The following is an 18,352-nucleotide window of genomic DNA, read 5'->3' as shown; positions in this document are numbered from 1 at the left end:
AAAACTTCCATATCACTATTAAATTACTACTTCAACCTATCCTGCAAAGCACTAATATTAATAACCACAGGACTACCCGACTTCAACGTACCATCTTTCTGTAACATTGGTCCTGAAGTGATACATTGACCTTTCTTCAATGTTGCAAGTCGTTTTTCCCACTCTTTTCGTACAGCTGAATCTTGAGCAAGATTTGATGCAATGGCACTAATTTCATTTTCCGGTGGCATGAAATACACTTTTTGACTGGAATTCTGTAATCTTGAAATTTCATCCGTTGTAAATTGGCCTTTTAATGATTGTGTCGCATACCAACCTGACCAGCCAAATTTCCTTCCTTCAGTTAAAATTTTGGCACTTGGTGATTTTTCTCTATGATCAAGATTTTGCGCTTCATCTAATATAACTGGGAATGGTTTATTTTTATCTCCATGATGTAATTGGTAGTTCCAAATATCCCACAAGATAAACTCTGTAATCATGAGCTGTACATCTCTATTAAAGCCTGTTAATTGTACAATAAACACTTTACCTTTTTGGTTCAGTATATCTCCCCAATCATATACAGAATTGGGGTTAAATGGATTCTTATCAATAAACGGCTTAATTTGTGACCTTGCTGTTTTAGCCGGCCCAGAAGTATCTTCTTCTAGCTCTGCTAATAAATAATTTAAATTCATACCCTCGCCATATTTATCTAAACCGCGCATTACCGCTTCATATATAGCGTTTTGTTGCTGGATACCTAGATCTTTATATACAGCAGAAAATACACTTTTAATTCTTTCAGCAACATCAGTATTATCTTCATCGATATAAATTCCTTCATCCAATTCTTTTTGATTCCGTTTAAATGGATTTACTGGGAATTTATCTTTTGCTACTAGGAATTGTTCAATATTATCTTGAAGTTTCTCTTTAAATTCCGGTTCTAACTTAGAATTCTTGAATCCATCTGTATAGTCAAATATCATACTAGAAATTCCGTTTTGCGCCAGTTCGAGAAGTAAACATTGAATGAAGTAACTCTTACCTTGTCCTGATTTACCCGAAATTAAAATATGTCTATTTGCTAGCTCCGGGTTTCCGAATTCCCAATATATTTCTTGAGTCGAGCCCTCTACTGTTCCTAATAAAACACGGATATCTTTTAATTCTTTCGTTTCTTTTTCTTCTTTTTCTTCGTTTTTTTCTTCAGAATGAGGTAAAGTTGGAACGACTTTATTGCTAGTGTTTTTTAACTCTTGATTAGGATCATGATTCTTATTCAATAATCTATCCGGATTAATATCAGTTCTACCCGAATGGATTTTCATTTTGAGTGCTTCAATTTCTTCAATCACTCCTTCATATCCATCCTCTTCGGTTAATTCTACTAATAAAATATCTTCTTCGATTTTAATGGATCTCCATGATTGTTCCTTTTTGAAGGATAAAATTGCTCCTTTTCCGATTTTATCATCCAAATGTCCACTCATTTCATAATCATCATTTAATAATCTTTTCTTTAGTTCTTCAATTTTCTCATAAGATTTTTCTGGCCAAATGTTGTTTGCAATAAATTTCTCGGCATTCGCTAGCAGTAACTGTACAAAGAAATTTCGGAAAAACTTATGTTTAAATACATGTAAACCATCTTCACTTGTTTTAGAAAGTTGCGTATCAAATAGTTGCTTAGTAGCATTAATTTGCTCTTTTGCTTTCGCAATAGCACTGTCTTGATTTAAGCCGATTTTCACTTCCACTGGATAATAATGCACTGATAATTTATCATCTTGCATTTCTACTCCGATTAACAGTAAATCGTCACTATGTGCACCTTTTCCGCCTAGATTTTTCGCAGAAAATACACCTTCACTTTTCGTTAATTTCACCGCTCCAGCAACACGCAATATTTCTTCTAATGAGATAGGAACCCATAAAATATTCTCATGATCTAAAGCACTTAATATATATTTCACAGCTGAAATAATACTTAACTTTTCTCTTGAGAATTGTCCCTTACTTCCTATAATTCGTAGTAACCACTCACCATTTAAACTATTGAAAGCTCTAATAGCTGTATTAATTTTTTCAGGTGTCGATACAATTTCTTTTTCTGCCAAATACTGTTCAATAACCGCTCGGTATTGTCTTGCTTTATCCGTTACTGTAATTGCATCATACTGGCTTGATGAAGAATATTGATCACTATAATGAATGACCAATAAATTACGTGATGAATCTTGGAAGAAATCTAAACCTACATTAGGCTCAATAAAGGTTACCCAATAAGAAGATTCATATAAATGTTCTAGAACTTGTTCATCATAGGTAGATGTTCTCGTAACAATTGTTTCATTCTTACGGTAAGGGTTTGTACCATCGTTATTTAAATTACTTCCTAATTCATTCATTCCTCTAGCAGTTCGAATTAACAAATGTTCATTATTCAATACATTTTTCAATCCAAATCCTGTACGATAATCTACTTCTGTACTAATAGATGATAGAGATGATAACATTCCATTTAAAGATAATCCTGTTTCAATATCTTCCATTGTACTTTTCGCATGCTTCTCATTTGAAATCATTTTATAGAATGAAATATGAGCGTAACCATATTCTTTCGTACCAATAAGTTTATAATAGAAAACATTTTCTCGAATCAGCCTTAATACGTCTACAGCATCAAGATTCTTTGATGTTAACGATAATTCAAAGAACTCCTCGAATTTTTGAACATCATCATATATAGAAAATTTTTCAAAAGCGCTTAGTATATTACTCTCATGATATAAAGCAACCTCTACTGGTATAATTTTTGATGGCCCTTTTTTATCTATCTGCTTCTTAATAAACTGTACTAAACCTCTTACAACTTCTTTATCATTATTTATATTAATCACATTGATTCGTATCGGAGACTTAGATTCTTGTAAAAATAAGTATTGGAAATGTTCCACAAATTGTTGAAGCTTTTCTTCAACTACATTAGCTAAAAACGCATTAGATTCTCCAATCGCAACCTTATGAAGCGGTTCATAAACAGTCCATTCAGGCGCTTCATTTTGAGAAACTGGCCTATACAATTCATCATTCTGTCCATATATATATGGCAATAGATTGTTAGGATGCAAACGATTTAAAATATGCATTTCAACTACTTCGTTTTTAATTTCATCATTAATACTTAACTGATAGGCAACATTAAGAGGATGCAACGGTGTCAGTATGACTCTTTGTTCCTCTTCAATAACTCCCAATTTAAACAGATTCTTTTCTTCTTCTTTGGGCATTACATTTTCTTGTACATGAGCAACGCTTTCGTTAAAAGCTTTCAAGTATCTTATAGATAGCTCTCTTAATTGATCATCCGCAAAACAAAGACTAGGAACCGTATTATTAAATTTATAGTAATTTAATAATTGTTGGTACGCCTCTCTCAATGATGGGTTCATTGATAATTCAACCTTATTTAGGCCTGATACTCCTCTAACTGCAAAAGCGATTTCATTTTCAATCCATACTCTCTCGTCTTGTAAATAATTTCGGAATCCTTCTCGTGCTGAAAATTCCCTTGCACCTTGTTTTAATTTATTTGTATCAAGGTTATATTCAAAGCTTTCTTGATGTTCTCTTTTTAATTTCCATATCCTTTCTCCTGATACTGGAACAGTCTTTGCAACTTGCTCTCTAATAAGAATAGGAATTAAAGATGTTTCAATTTGAACAGAAAACGATAAACTATCATCATTCCATGCAGGGGAAGATTCAGAGACTTCAAAACTTCCACCTTGCCAATTTATAATCTGCGCATCTTCCTCAATAAATACTTCTTCTGGGTCATTAGAAATATCTCCAAAAATAATACATTCTTCAGCTTTATTCATAACTACATTTTTCTTATTCACATTCACTTCATAAATTGTTTGAAGTGATTGTAAAAACGCGGCTTCACATTCTACAACAGCAATATGAAACTCATATTTCGACTTAGATTGCATTTTATGCGTATATACAACTTTATGGAATGAAGTCACATTTTGCTTATGCGCTAAACTAACAGTTAGCTTTTTCCCAGATACTCCACAAAAACCTTGTGAATTTTTATGAATGTATTCCTTCTTTAACTTTTCTTCAAATTCAAAGTTTAGGTTGATATTTTCTATCTGTGTAGGATTAAAAACAATAATATGACGTTTACGTCTCCCAGCCTTTGTCTCAGCTTGTGCTTTTTCCCAATATAGCAAACCTTCTTTTGAATATTTCTTTGCTGATTCAATATATTCTAAAGGGTGATCTATTTCAGTCATTTTGTCGTAAGAATCTTTAATAAGAACATAATCCGCTTGCTGCCAATCTTCCTTCTTTAGACGAGACACACCTTTTTCATCGAATAATTTTTCTAATTGACTCTCTAAATGCTCATACTCGTGCATATGTTGTACTTTCTCAAAAAATGAAACATTTTCTTCTAGCCTTTTTTTCATTTGAGCTGAAGTAAATTGATTTAAATTTTCATCATAAAAAATACCTAGATTAGAATAATCTTCTCTCGCAATCTCTTGTTTTGATAAAAATCCAAGAATTTCTTCATAATCCCAAAGAGATGGTCGCACAATTGTATCATCTAATTTTTTACGTAAATAAAATGAAAGTACTTCCTTCTCCTCTTTATTTAGAGAAGAAGTTTCAATCTCTTCTTTTAATGTTTTCAAAATTGATTTCACATTAAATGGCATACCTTCTTTTTGCAAATCACTGCTACCACCCTTAATACTGTCCAGTGTCTCATGACATATACTAAGTAAAGCTGTTTTCTCCCAAACATCCTTTTGTTCACCGACTTCATTACGAAGTGTTACTAAAAAGTCAGGAGTAACATTTGCCGATGTAGTCGCAACAACTACTTTCATTTCCTCTGAAACCTTAATAGCAATCGTTTCGTATGGAGTTCCTTGCTTATGCTGGTAATAAAACGCCTGCGATAAATCTTGTTCTTTTAATGTGTCATAAAATGCTTGCACTTGTTCATGATTATCAAATTGAAGGTAAAATCGCTCTCCACCTCTAAGATTTTCCGCTTCTAAATAATTTATTAGTTTATCTGAAAGATAATTATAAAATTGGTTTAACATACTGTGCATCACCGCTATCACTTTTTTTGTCTATTAAATTCAGCTTATCAAATAACTGTACAATTTCTTCTTTTGAGTACCGATCAAAGAATAAGCCTCTAGCCTCTAAATCTATGAATACTTGCTTCAAAGGTTTTCTTTCCTTTTTTAAACTCAATGCTGTTAGTAGCAACAACATATCTTGACTAATATTAAGCATATAACCAAGTGAACCTCGAGTTTTTAAGAAATATTTTTTTCCAACCTCTTCTATTGATAAAGAGTATCTATGTCGAGGTCCTTGCATCGTATCTTTTTCATAGGCTTCTTCTATACTACGGAATAAGGATTGTACAAGCGTATCATATTCTAATTCTAAATTTCCTTCATAAGCCCCAAGACCTAAATGTCCTCTATATTCCATAACCCAATCACAAAGCATCTCTAAAAATACTTTTTTATCCTCATCTGATAATTGCTGATATGTTTCCTTTAATTCAGGATAGCCACCTGCTTTTTCTGCTCCCATTAGGAAATTTAAATGTTCTAAGCAATTAATATGTAGTAGTAAATGTCTACCTGTATCTTTAATCATTTGATAACCATGAGTATAACCTTTTCTATTCTTACTCGTAGACTCCCAGTCAAGTGTAAAATAAACTTCATTGTTCTCACTAAAGTTCGCTTTCCCAACTTGTGAAAGCTTTAAAGTCAATTGAGTAATATATAAAAAGTAATAATAACTAAGAAACAAGTGATAATGAGTTCTAAAATAATCTTTATGTTCCACTAAAAATTGAAAATCTTCTTTGAATAGCTTCGAGATAAATGGAATTTGATTAATATAAGGACGGCGTTCTTTTTCGTCGCTCTCCAAATGATTTAATTGTTTTAACACAAGACGTGACATTAAATCTGTTGAATCGCTTTTTCCAAAAATCTCTTCTACTGTTTCTTTTTCACCTAATAAGACGTCTAAAAGGAATCTAGCAATATCTTGTTCTCCTTTTTTATCAGCCTTATCACTTAATGGTAAATATTGAAACAAATGCAAATGAAAAATTTTAATTGTATTATCACTATCCTGCAGAAAGGTACGTAGTATTTGTTCAAATTGCGACTTATCTTGCTTTGATACATCAACAGATTTACTAATCTCTCCAATAAGTTCTTCTAGGTTAACTTCCATTTTTAACTTATTTCCGCTGACTAGACGCGTAAACTCTCCTAATACTCCCTGAAACCCTTTTGCGAATTTTGCCCGCTCTGTTCCTCGGGTAGAGAAAGGTAACAGAGGAGCTTTTTTATTTATTGTATGTTTTAATCCTAATTTTTCTGGTTTAATACTCAGCGAGCTTTTTAAATCCTCTAAATTCTCTCTTACAATCATTTTTTAATCCCTTCTAAACGTAAATTCTTCAAAATCTTCATCGTATGTTAGTTTAAACATTCCATTTTCATTAGATTGAACAAACAATAATTCTTTTTCTCTATTTCCTAATTTCATTATCTTATCCACAAATTCAACGAACTGAATACAATCTTCTTTATCCTTTTTATTCGGACGATAACCTTTTGAAAGTTTAACCGTCATTGCATATAACGGATAATCAATTTCTAAATATACAGGAGCTACTTTATCTTCATTAGAAAAAGCAAGTAATATATTTAATTTAAATCGATTTAAAACCTCTGGTTCTACCCCTTTCAAATGTCCTACAAATGGCTTGATTTTAAGAGACTGTGCCACCTGAGTAGTATCATTTGAATAGTCCATAAATACATAATCTGATTTCGGACGTCCGTTCCACAAGAATATCGATTCTCTCGCTAAATTATACATCTCTCTTAAATCAGATCGATTCCCCTTATTAAAAGCATATAAATATTCCATATATTTTTTATAATTTTCATCCGCGAACATTTCATTCAAAACAGGAGATAAAAAGAATGACATACGTATTAATGTTTTATTAAATACCTGTCTAGATGAATCACTTAACTCAAAGAAAGGTCCCATCTCTTCTAGCCCTTCTATCCATCCATCAAGTCCATTTAAAACTAAATGCTTTTGGAAAGTATTCTTCATATTTACTGAATTGTTTAGCTCAATTAGCATTTGGTCTACACTATTTGATCGAAGATGAATAGGATCCATTTTAGAAATAACTGCTAGTAAATTTGATTTCTCTTGACCATCAAATAATAAATTCGGCAATAAAGCTTCGGTTTTTTCCATCATACCTGCCCCAAGAAAATCTTCATTCCCATGAGAGGGGACCAAAATATCATAAATAAAATTAAGCATGGAGCGTGTCGAAATAATCATCTTATGCTTAACTATTGCTTCAACTAAAATGCTTAAAACACCATCTCGTATTTGTTGCTGTTGCAATAACTCATAATTCACCATAAAGAATCCATTTATACCACGTTGCTTATCCTTCAAATAAGCTTGATAAAATGGATTTTTTTCTGACTCAACCACAATTCGCTTTAAAATTAATGAAAAGTAATCTGATTTTGGCCCTTCACTAGTTAATTCAAAAGGTTGATAATCACTAAAGCTAATTAAGTGAAAATTACCGCTTTGTTGATTAGTAGCAACTTCATTCGCCTCGAATATTCCTGATTCCTCAATAAATTTTGTTAAAATTTGATAGTGCTCTTTTGCATAATCTGATTCAATAAAATTATGCAGAACTCCTAGGTTAATAGCTAAAATTAGCTTGCATCTAGAACCATCAATCTCACTATCACTATACGGCTTTAATACTTCCGCTAATGTATCAAGGGAACTCTTTTGTGGATCAAAACTTTCCGTAGCATCATTATGCACCGAAAACTCTTCCATCAATTCAGGATATTTATTTTTCACATACGATAATAAATGTGATTTCCCATCTCCAACGCTACCACACAAGAAAATTAATTGACTTATATTTTGCCCAGCTGCTGCTGTTAGAGCAGACATCATATCGTCCTGTATCGTTCTTTCAACATGTAAATAATCCTTAAACGAACTAAATTCATTAGGATTTTCGATAGCCTCTTGAGATGATTCTTTCAGCTTCGAGAGTTCTGCTAGTAGATAGCTCTCTCCTTCTCCTAAAATAAAATCATCATACACAAAATTGTTATCTGCTTCTTCTTCATTATCCACAGACTGTTTATCTTCAATTTCTAACCCTACCGCAATCTCAGCGTTATTTATTTCTGTTAATTCCTCAGTTTGATTTGATGTATTTTGTTTACTTGCAATCTCAATTAGCATTTTTAGCTTTTCTTCTAAACTAGCAGATAACTTTTCTTCCAATCTCTCTACAATATGTAGGCTACTTTTCGGCTGTGGGTGCTTATATTTCGGCGCAACAAATTCATAGCTCCCGTATACCTCCATAAACCACACTGCAATTTGGAATAGATTTTTATGCATTTTAAAAGCACTCTCTACCCCACTTTCAATATGTTCGTGTGCCGCTTTATTTCCTAAATAGCGAGCTGTATCAAATGAACGTGAAATTTCTTTTGATAAAATATCTTCTCTTTCTAATTTTTGAATACGATCTACTTGCTTTAAGTATTGTATGTCATACAATTCATGTTCTTCTGCAATGCGTTTTGATAATAACTCCGAGAATACTCTTCCCTTAATTAAAACCGATTGGGGATCTTGATAAAAAATATTTTCAATATCCCTACCAATTTCCGCTAACTCAGGGAATATCTCTTGTAGAAAATCAAATGTATATTTCTCCAATGATGTAACACCTCTTAATATAAAAATACGTTTCGAATATATTCCATATTATACAATATCTATAGAAGAATTGTTGGTATTAAGAAAAAAGGAAATTAGTGGATTATCCATTCATGATAAAATTAATTATTTCCCACTACTCCATTCTTCATTTTAAAAAATTACATGAAAAATAACCTGAGTCTATAACTATAGAACCCAGGTTATCCAACGCTTTATACTTTTAAAATTCTCACAAACATATGCTATATTAATTTCTAAAATAAACTTAACTGTATAACACTATCCATCTTCTCTTCTTCTTTGTTAATCTCTAAAATCCTTTGACCCATTCGTTCCACCAAATCAACCACTAAAGCATTTCCCATACAAAAGTATCTGTTTCTTTGTGGCATACCTGTATTTGTCCAGTCCATTGGGAATCCATTTAACAACTCACATTCAGCTGGTGTTAGATATCTTAATTTTTTTGAATAAGGATCTTCAATTACATGTGAACTTCTATTACATGTTCCTTCACTTGTTAACATGGTACGTCCAGGCTTATCTAAATCGTCAGGGAAAGCCATTCCTCCCTCAGCGTAGAAATATTTATGCCCCGTCGCCTTTGATACTCTTTCTTCTTTTTTAGGACCTTTAAGATACTTTAGTTCCTCAAATTCCGTTCTTCCCTTTTTGTTAACCTTATCCATTTTCAAATAATATGATTCATCTGCAGGACCAAATTTATCATATACTTTTTGAACAACTTCACCTAAAGTCTCTGGATTTTCAGTTACTGGAACTAATTCTTCAGTATATACTTGTCCATCTATCATCACGCCAGAATTATAGTATTCAGCTTTAAATGTATCAGAAACCTCAACAATATCGACCGGCAACACAAATTCTCCTCTTTTTTTGTTTTCCTCAGGTGCTTCATGCACTTTAAAAATCGGAGCGAAAAATCCATTTTTACACAATATCCCTAATGACTTCATTTCACTTTGAACAGATGCGAAATGAGATTCTTTTAAGTATGCGAAAATAAATACTCTTCGTCTTCTTTGTGAATTTCCATAATCCGCGGCGTTAATAACTCTCCATTCAACTGCATATCCTGCATCTCTAAAGCTCGCCAGCATAATAGAAAAATCACGACCTCTTTGTTTTGCTGGTGACTTCAATAATCTATCTACATTCTCTAACAAAACAAATCTTGGCTTGCGAGAATTAACTATGTTTATTATCTCCCAAAAAAGAACACCCTTTTTTCCTTGTATCCCTTTTTCATTTGAGATAGTACGTGCTACTGAATAATCTTGACATGGGAAGCCACCTACCAATAAATCATGCTCAGGTATCTCTGGCCAAACCTCTGCTATATCTTTATTTTCATGTATTCCTCTATTTTCAAATTGAGTGGCATAACAATTAAATGCATGTTGCGCTTTAGTTAAAGGCTCCCACTGATTTCCCCAAATAACCTCAAAATTCCCGTTCGCTTCAAGTCCTAACCTAAAACCCCCCACTCCCGCAAAAAGTTCTACTACTTTCACCATAAATACACGAACATCCTTTCGGTATTTTATTTCTTTATGCTTCATTATAATAAAAAGTAAGGAAAAGATCAATCCCTATATTATGAGAGTACATACTTCCGTTCCATAATATAGATTTTTGATTTCCATATCTTATTTAATAAGAAATCCTCGGCTTTTCCTTTACAGAGTTTTTATCTCCACAAAATTGAAACAGCTTTTTATTATATCATAACTTTTCATTTAAAGGTTTCTAAGCAAACCGATTAATATAGATAACGAAAGGGGATTACTATGGTTACATACGCTACACTAGATGAACTAATGTTAAAAGCAAAAAAGGCTGAAGGACACAAATTTAGTGAAATCAATTCAACAAATAAACTTGCAACAGCAAATTCAAAAGGTGAACTTGGTCAATTAGTCAAAGAGAGATTTTTTGGGTATGCAAGCCCCTCGGATGCGGACATTAACTTTAAAAACCTTGGAGTCAAACTGAAAGTAACACCTTTTAAGCAAAATAAAAATGGTTCTTTATCCTCTAAAGAACGCTTAGTTTTAAATATCATTAACTACATGGAGGAAGTTAATACATCCTTCGAAGAGTCTAGCTTCTGGGAAAAGAACCAAAAATTATTACTTATGTTCTACGAATGGAAAGCAGACGTAAATCGTCAAGACTTCCATATCACAAAAAGTGTTCTATTTTCATATCCTGAAGCTGATTTAGAAATAATAAAACAAGATTGGGAAACAATCGTATCTAAGATTCGCTCTGGAAAAGCACACGAGTTATCCGAAGGCGATACAAATTATTTAGGAGCTTGTACAAAAGGAGCAAATAAAAATTCAATTCGTTCACAACCATTTTCAGAAATACCAGCAATGCAACGAGCATTTTCATTAAAACCTTCTTATATGACTACATTAGTTCGCAGATATATCAAAAATGAAGAGTTAATAAGCTTCACAACAGCCAACGACTTAAAAGGAAAATCATTAGAGGAATTTCTTCATTCCAAATTCGAACCTTATATAGGATTAACAGATAAAGAAATCTCCCAATCACTAGATATAGATTCTAAACCTACTGCAAAAAATTTCGTTCCATCATTGGTAAGTTCTTTACTAGGTATAAAAAACACACGCCTTACTAATATTGATGAATTTGCGAAAGCCAATATAGAATTTAAGACAATTCGTTTAGAGCCAAACGGAAAACCAGAACAAAGCATGTCATTTGAAACGATTGATTTTCATCAATGGACAAACGAATCATGGGAAGAAAGTGAAATCCGTGAACGCTTCTATCAAACTAAGTTTTTATTTGTAATTTTTGAATTCAAACAAACAAAAAAAGAAAACCCAAACCGCGAGCTCTACTTTAAAGGTATTAAACTTTGGAACATGCCTGTTCCTACAATAGAAAAAGAAATGCGGGGACTTTGGGAAGAAGTAAATACAGTGATAAATGACGGCATTCAACTTGAATATAAAACACGTGGTGATAAAACCGTTGAAGTAAATAACCTACCAAAAATGAATTTCAACGGCGTTGCTCATATTAGACCAAAAGCTCGTAATGGCTCTGACAAAGTAACTTTACCTGATGGTCAGCAAATTACAAAGCAGTGTTATTGGTTGAATAATTCTTATATTGCTTCTGTTGTTGCCAATAACGTTAACGAATAATTTAACCTTAATCTATAATTTCTATAACCATAAAAAACACCTTCTCACTTCACATGATTTACATACAGTGAGAAGGTGTTTTTTTACATAGCTTATTATAGAAGTACTACCTCCCATCATCTCAAACCAATTCCCCCTATCAACTCACCATACCCTAAACTACTCTCCTCCAAAAACACCCTCGTCTCCCCACTATTCTTATAAAAAGAATCCCACCCCCGCTCCCTCAAAATCCCCTTCCAACTCTCACTCTCCACCATCCTCCTAATCACATCATCCCAATAAGCAACCTCTTCCTCCGTCATATCCTTCGGGCCCATAATTCCTTTCCAGTGCTGGAATATAACGTCGACTCCTTGTTCTTTCCACGTCGGAATGTCCGGTAGTCGGTCTAGCCGTTTTGGTGCTGATACGGCTAGTATTTTTATTTTGCCGGATTTGTATTGTTTTTCGGCTTCGGATAGGGTCATGGTTGCGGCGTTGATTTGTTTGTTCGTTAGGGCGTTTATGATTTTTTCTTTGTTTTCGTAGACGAAGAATTGTAGTTCGGCAGGGTTTATGCCGAACGCTTTACTTACTTGTACGAAGGATAAATGATCGTCGTTTCCTAGGCCGGGGGCAACGCCGATTTTGAAGTTTTTCTTGTCTTGTTTTAGTTGTTCCATTAGTTCGTTTGCGTTTTCTATGTTTGAGTCTTTTGATACGACAACGACTTCCCAATCCGATGCAAGTAGCGCGAGCGGTGTGAAGTCTTTATATGTTAGTTTACTGTGGCCTAGTAGATTGTTCGTTATGAGTAAGCTTGAGTTAATCGCCAGTACGTGACCGCCTTTTTGTTTCGTATATTTCCATCCGACGTCACCGCTGCCACCTACTTTGTTTGTGACAGTGATTGGTTTTGTGAAGATTTTTTCTTCTGTCAGCGTTTTTTGCATCGCTCGTGCTGTTAAGTCCCATCCTGCTCCTTGAACGTTTGGTGCAACAATCTCTACTTCTTCTATGTTCACTTTATTCGTATGCGTTTTTTCTACAGAACAACCAGCTAGTACTCCTGTCATGATCCATATACATAGTAATAATCGTCTTTTCATAATCCTCGTCCTATGCGATATTTTCGTTCTGGTCGTCCGATAATGCCGTATGTGTACTCTACTGTGCATTCGTTTGTCGCTACTAAGTATTCTAAATATCTTCTTGCGGTTGTTCTGGAGGCTCCCATTTGTTCTCCCATTTCTTCTATTGTAATTCCCTCTTCGAATCCTTTTATAATCCCTTTCACTTTTTGCAGTGTTAGCGGATCTACACCTGTCGGTAAGTTTTTTACGTCTTGTGTTTGCGAAATGCCGAAAAAGTTATCGATAAGTGCTTGATTTACTTCATTGTTAATATGTAATAATTGCTTCTTTCTTTTATAGTCTTCAATGGTTCGAACAAATTTATCTAACGTGACCGGTTTTATAAGGTAGTTGCTTACGCCATTTCGAATTGCTTTTTCTAACATATGGTTTTCATTCGCCGCAGTAACCATGATGACGTCAACGTTTGGAAAATCCGCATGAATTTTCGGCAATAAGTCTGTTCCAATTCCATCTGGTAAATAATTATCTAATAGAAGTAAATCGATTTCTTCCCTTTGTAGTAGTTCCATCGTTTCTTTTGCGTTCAATGCTTTTCCGATCACTTTTAAGTCCTTTATTTTTGATAAAAACTCTTCCTGAATTTGCGCGACGCGGAAATCATCTTCTGCAATTGCCACCTTCAACATATGCCCATCCCCCTGTTTGTCATGTACTTTCTCTCAATGTTTTCGGAAGGTAAATTGTAAAAATAGCTCCCCCATTTTTCTCGTTTTGAATTTCAATTGTTCCTTCTAGTAGATCTACCATTTCTTTCACGTTTGCTAGCCCGTAACCACGATTATTTCCTTTCGTTGAAAATCCTTTTTGAAAAATGGTACTTATTTTTTCTGCTGGTACTCCTATCCCGTTATCTATCACTTCAAACACAATATCGTGCCCAATATCCGTAACAAAGAAGGAAACACTCTTTTCCTCTTGTCCACTCACCGCATCAAACGCATTGTCGATTATGTTTCCAAGGATTGTAATAAGGTGCGAAACTTTTATATGTTCTGGTAACGGTTGAAGCGCACTATCTCCTTCAATATGAAAATCAATTTTCTTCTCAGATGCTGTTCCGATTTTTCCTAATAAAATAGCTTGTACTTTCGCATCATGAATTTGATGGAATAAAATATGGTTTTGGCTTTGATGAATGTTAGATTCTTGTTGGATAAATTCAATCGCTTCTTTGTAGTGCCCTAGCTGGAGTAATCCTGATAGGACGAAAAGTTTATTTGTAAATTCATGTGTTTGAGCGCGTAAGTTCTCTGAATACTTTCTTACCTCAGATATTGTGTTAACAAGGTTTTGCAGTTCTGTTTTATCTCTAAAACTACATACAACGCCTACCGTACTGTTATTTTCGAGTATCGGTGTCATATTTAAAATAAACACTTTATCTTGAAATGCGATTTCTTGATCGTTTTCTAGCACTCTTTCCATATTAAAATTCGGTAAAACTTTTGAAATGTGCTGCTGCATATAATCATCATTTACATGTAGCATCTCTTCTGCCGACGTGTTCATCATCGTAATAAAACCGTTTTGATCGATAGCGATAATTCCTTCTTTTATAGATAGTAGTATTGCGCTTCGTTCCCGGTATAGCGCTGCGATTTCATTCGGCTCTAAACCGAGTGTATCTTTACGAATGCTACGTGCTAAAAGAATGCCGCCAACAATTCCAACTAGTAACACCGCTAAAGAAAAAAGTATAATTTCTTTCGTTCTACTCAATATGTTAGATTCAATACCTTTTATTAAAAACTCTACTGTCACAACGCCTACGACTTGATCGTAGTCTCCGTTATGAACAATAATAGGTGCTTTCGCCATTAAGGCCGGGCCACTTGCACCATTTCCTTCGAGTGTATAATAGCCACCAAAAGTAAGTGCTTCATAGTTATATAAATTGTTACTCTTTGTTCCAATCAACTCAGAATTAGAATGTGAATACATAACCCCATAACGATCTTCTATAATGACATAATCTGCACCAGCTTGCTCACGAACTTGTTCCGCAATGGATTGAATAGTACTTTTATGCTCGTTATATTGAAAAGCATCTTTTATAGCTGGCATAAAAGAAAGGGATTTAGCTGTTTGCAGTGCTAACTGCTCCACTTGCCGCTTCGTATCAACGGACTGAATGTAAACAAATATTCCCGCTAATAGAAGAACAACAAATAAAATTAACGTAATAATTAAGCTTACTATTTTCGTTTGTAATGACACCTTGCGTGATTTCTTCATACTCCATATCCTTTGATAAAATATTCAAAACTATCAATCTCCTTTTTCTATTATTATGACAAAACTAATAATGAAGCAACTATTAAAACTATCCATGTACATAAAGTACAAAAAGAATAAAATTGTCATAATATTGAGATTTCAATTAAAGAACAGTACAATTCAACTACATTGAACACGCTTTCATAATTATCGTTTTATTTATAAGCAAGAGGAGGAATTATTATGGCTCAAGCAAAATCAAACCGAGTCGCCGGCAATATCTTTAAAGGTTCCGTCGGCAATTTAATTGAATGGTACGACTGGTACGTTTACTCTGCTTTCGCTGTTTACTTCTCAGCAGAGTTCTTTCCTAAAGGAGATCCAACGAGTCAGTTACTGAACACAGCAGCTATTTTCGCAGTCGGATTTTTAATGCGCCCTATCGGAAGTTTATTAATGGGACGTTATGCGGATCGGCACGGCCGCCGGGCAGCATTAACTCTTTCTATTACGGTTATGGCCGGTGGTTCTTTAATTATCGCCTGTACACCTAGTTACGAAAGCATCGGTATTATGGCGCCAATTATTTTAGTTCTTGCTCGTTTACTTCAAGGGTTATCACTTGGCGGAGAGTATGGAACTTCCGCAACATATTTATCTGAGATGGCTAGTAGTGGACGCCGTGGTTTTTATTCAAGTTTTCAATATGTAACGCTCGTTGCTGGACAGATGGTTGCGTTAGGCGTTCAAATTGTTCTTCAGCAATTACTAAGCGAACCAGATATGAAAGCTTGGGGATGGCGTATTCCATTCATTATTGGTGCGATGGGAGCAGTAGCTGTATTATGGCTTCGACGTACAATGGATGAATCAGAGCAGTTCTCAAATATGGAATCGAAAAACCGCGAAAGCGCAGGAACCGTTCGCGCTCTTATGAAACACCCGAAAGCAGTATTAACAGTAGTCGGCCTAACACTAGGAGGCACTGTTGCATTCTATACGTACACAACATATTTACAAAAGTTCATGGTAAACACAGTCGGTCTCCCGAAAGAAGTTGTAAGCTGGATTAACTTTGTCGCACTACTTATATTCGTTGTACTTCAACCAATTGCTGGACTATTATCCGATAAAATTGGACGCCGCCCACTATTAATGGCATTCGGTATTCTCGGAACGTTACTAACAGCACCAATCTTCTTCTTCATGGAAAAAACGACAGAACCAATCGTAGCATTTTTACTCATGATGGTCGGTCTCATTATCGTTACTGGCTACACTTCCATTAACGCAATTGTAAAAGCAGAACTATTCCCAACTGAAATTCGTGCACTCGGCGTAGGTTTACCATATGCACTAACCGTTGCGATATTTGGTGGAACAGCTGAGTTCATCGCTTTATGGCTAAAAAGTATCGGAATGGAATCACTATTCTACTTCTACGTAGCTGGATGTATCGCAATAAGCTTTATTACGTATTGGCGTATGGATGAGTCATCGAAGACTTCGCAGATTGAGGCGGAGCTTGGTAGTGGAGATAGCTTGAAGAATGGTACTAGTTCAAAATAATAAAGTATAGAAGATCATCTTGAACAGGATGACTTCTTTATATAACACCCCTCAAAGAGAATTTTTTCTCTTTGAGGGGTGTTATTTTTCAATTTTCACTCGGTCTAGATTTATAATCTTTCTTCCGAGCAAACCCCATGTTTTGCTTTTTCTTTTAATTCTTAAGATACCGATTGTGGTGAGTTTGACGACCTTTTTTTACTTTTAAATACTTTTTGAACGGGCAACCAGAACAATCCTACACAAGCCACCCCACTCCTTCCCGCGCAAAAGAAAAAAGCACCTTCAATTAGCTGTAACACCAATGGATTCTTTGATAGTTTGTTCGTAACAAATAGTATGATTATAAATTTTAAAAATAAATGTTATAGTCAACCAAAATAAAAGGCGTGAGCTATTGGGCTCACGCTTAAGAAGAATTTTAATTTAAATGTTTTTATAAAAGTTAATTTTTTAGTTATTATTTTTATACATTTTTTGTTCTTGTCCCCAAACCTCAATTAAATTTCTAAGTTCATACGAAGCAAATAAATTATTAAAGGGTTGTAACCCCTACTATAAGAAATACTATTATTACCAAAGGAAGAATGATAATCATAAAGGACACTATTATTGTTAATAATGCTTTCCATGCTGAAAATTGGTGTGCTTCTCCTAAACATTTTAAGGAAATAATGATTGTCCAAATTCCAATAACTATATCAATTATGGCAAAAATAAGAAACAAAATCGTTAAAGTTATGCTACTATCCATTTCCGGTGTCTCACTCGTAAAGTTTTCTATCCCAAACAAGAAAAATGAAGGCACCCAAACTAATATAAGAGAGTAAACGTAAGGGATATAAGAATAGGCAACTGAGTAACGTGTTTTTTCAAAGGTACCTTGTCCACCAAGTTTTTTTGCCACCCAATTGAATAACGCTGGTAGCAAAAAATAATAAATTAAGAAAGCAACGAAGGTACCGAATATAACTATTGAGATTATTGAAAATGGACTACTTATTGAATCCGCCATATTTTTAGAAGATGCTCGATCTAAAGTCTGTACGAATGAGCCTAATAAAATGAGTAAAAACACATTCTTAGGTTTGGATATAAAAATTTCTTTCATTGTATCACGTGGTTTTGTCCAAATGGAGAACCAAGGATTAAGTGCACGTTTAAATTGATTTTCTGGAGTTTCCATATAAAAAACATTCCCCTTTCTTAAAACACATTAAATATAATTTCCTAATCATCCCAGTTATGTACATAGAAATATTAAAGCATAAATAGTCGGTTATTTAAATATAAATATTCAATCATTTAATTTCATCTGAAACTTAGGGGGAGTGCTTCTTAGCAATTACCTCTATA

10 protein-coding genes are annotated in these 18,352 nt (G+C 34.1%); 2 read left to right on the top strand and 8 right to left on the bottom strand.

Features of this window, described 5'->3' with window-relative positions:
* Nucleotides 1-26 precede the first annotated feature (26 nt).
* The 4 genes from dptH to dcm form a co-directional block, all read right to left on the bottom strand.
* Nucleotides 27-5,120: a DNA phosphorothioation-dependent restriction protein DptH gene (gene dptH / locus NSS97_RS04940; protein WP_341111785.1), complete on the bottom strand. Its 5,094-nt coding sequence runs from the start codon at nt 5,118-5,120 to the stop codon at nt 27-29.
* On the bottom strand, nt 5,101-6,489 hold the full coding sequence (gene dptG, locus NSS97_RS04935; RefSeq protein WP_063226597.1) for a DNA phosphorothioation-dependent restriction protein DptG: 1,389 nt from the start codon (nt 6,487-6,489) through the stop codon (nt 5,101-5,103). Before dptG ends, dptH begins: the two co-directional genes overlap by 20 nt.
* Nucleotides 6,490-6,492: 3 nt before the next feature.
* Nucleotides 6,493-8,859: a DNA phosphorothioation-dependent restriction protein DptF gene (gene dptF / locus NSS97_RS04930; RefSeq protein ID WP_341111782.1), complete on the bottom strand. Its 2,367-nt coding sequence runs from the start codon at nt 8,857-8,859 to the stop codon at nt 6,493-6,495.
* A 257-nt stretch (nt 8,860-9,116) separates the two neighbouring features.
* A complete protein-coding gene (gene dcm / locus NSS97_RS04925) occupies nt 9,117-10,400 on the bottom strand; it encodes a DNA (cytosine-5-)-methyltransferase (RefSeq protein ID WP_341111779.1) in 1,284 nt (427 codons plus the stop codon).
* 273 nt (nt 10,401-10,673) lie between these two features.
* Here dcm and NSS97_RS04920 point away from each other — a divergent pair, with 273 nt between their 5' ends.
* Nucleotides 10,674-12,071 carry a Sau3AI family type II restriction endonuclease gene (locus NSS97_RS04920; protein ID WP_341111777.1) on the top strand — a complete coding sequence of 466 codons (1,398 nt, stop codon included), beginning with the start codon at nt 10,674-10,676 and terminating at the stop codon, nt 12,069-12,071.
* A 116-nt stretch (nt 12,072-12,187) separates the two neighbouring features.
* Here NSS97_RS04920 and NSS97_RS04915 read toward each other — a convergent pair whose 3' ends face one another.
* The 3 genes from NSS97_RS04915 to NSS97_RS04905 are packed head-to-tail and all read right to left on the bottom strand — an operon-like array spanning nt 12,188 to nt 15,445.
* Nucleotides 12,188-13,162 (bottom strand): tripartite tricarboxylate transporter substrate binding protein, encoded by a 975-nt coding sequence (locus NSS97_RS04915; RefSeq protein ID WP_341111775.1) that lies wholly within the window; start codon nt 13,160-13,162, stop codon nt 12,188-12,190.
* A complete protein-coding gene (locus NSS97_RS04910) occupies nt 13,159-13,836 on the bottom strand; it encodes a response regulator (protein WP_341111773.1) in 678 nt (225 codons plus the stop codon). Before NSS97_RS04910 ends, NSS97_RS04915 begins: the two co-directional genes overlap by 4 nt.
* A gap of 19 nt (nt 13,837-13,855) precedes the next feature.
* The gene (locus tag NSS97_RS04905; RefSeq protein ID WP_341111771.1) at nt 13,856-15,445 is read right to left on the bottom strand and encodes a sensor histidine kinase; all 1,590 of its coding nucleotides are present in this window, start codon (nt 15,443-15,445) and stop codon (nt 13,856-13,858) included.
* Nucleotides 15,446-15,670: 225 nt separating this feature from the next.
* Here NSS97_RS04905 and NSS97_RS04900 point away from each other — a divergent pair, with 225 nt between their 5' ends.
* Complete coding sequence (locus NSS97_RS04900; protein ID WP_328009645.1) at nt 15,671-16,996, top strand: MFS transporter; 1,326 nt, start codon at nt 15,671-15,673, stop codon at nt 16,994-16,996.
* A 535-nt stretch (nt 16,997-17,531) separates the two neighbouring features.
* On the opposite strand, the gene NSS97_RS04895 is transcribed toward NSS97_RS04900, so the two are convergent.
* The gene (locus tag NSS97_RS04895; RefSeq protein WP_002010942.1) at nt 17,532-18,182 is read right to left on the bottom strand and encodes a Yip1 family protein; all 651 of its coding nucleotides are present in this window, start codon (nt 18,180-18,182) and stop codon (nt 17,532-17,534) included.
* Nucleotides 18,183-18,352: the final 170 nt, after the last annotated feature.

It is taken from the genome of Bacillus sp. FSL R12-0074, assembly GCF_038005725.1.
GTDB classification, from domain to species: Bacteria; Bacillota; Bacilli; order Bacillales; family Bacillaceae_G; genus Bacillus_A; species Bacillus_A mycoides.
Note: the sequence above shows the minus strand (reverse complement) of the source record. Positions and strands in the feature narration are given on the sequence as shown.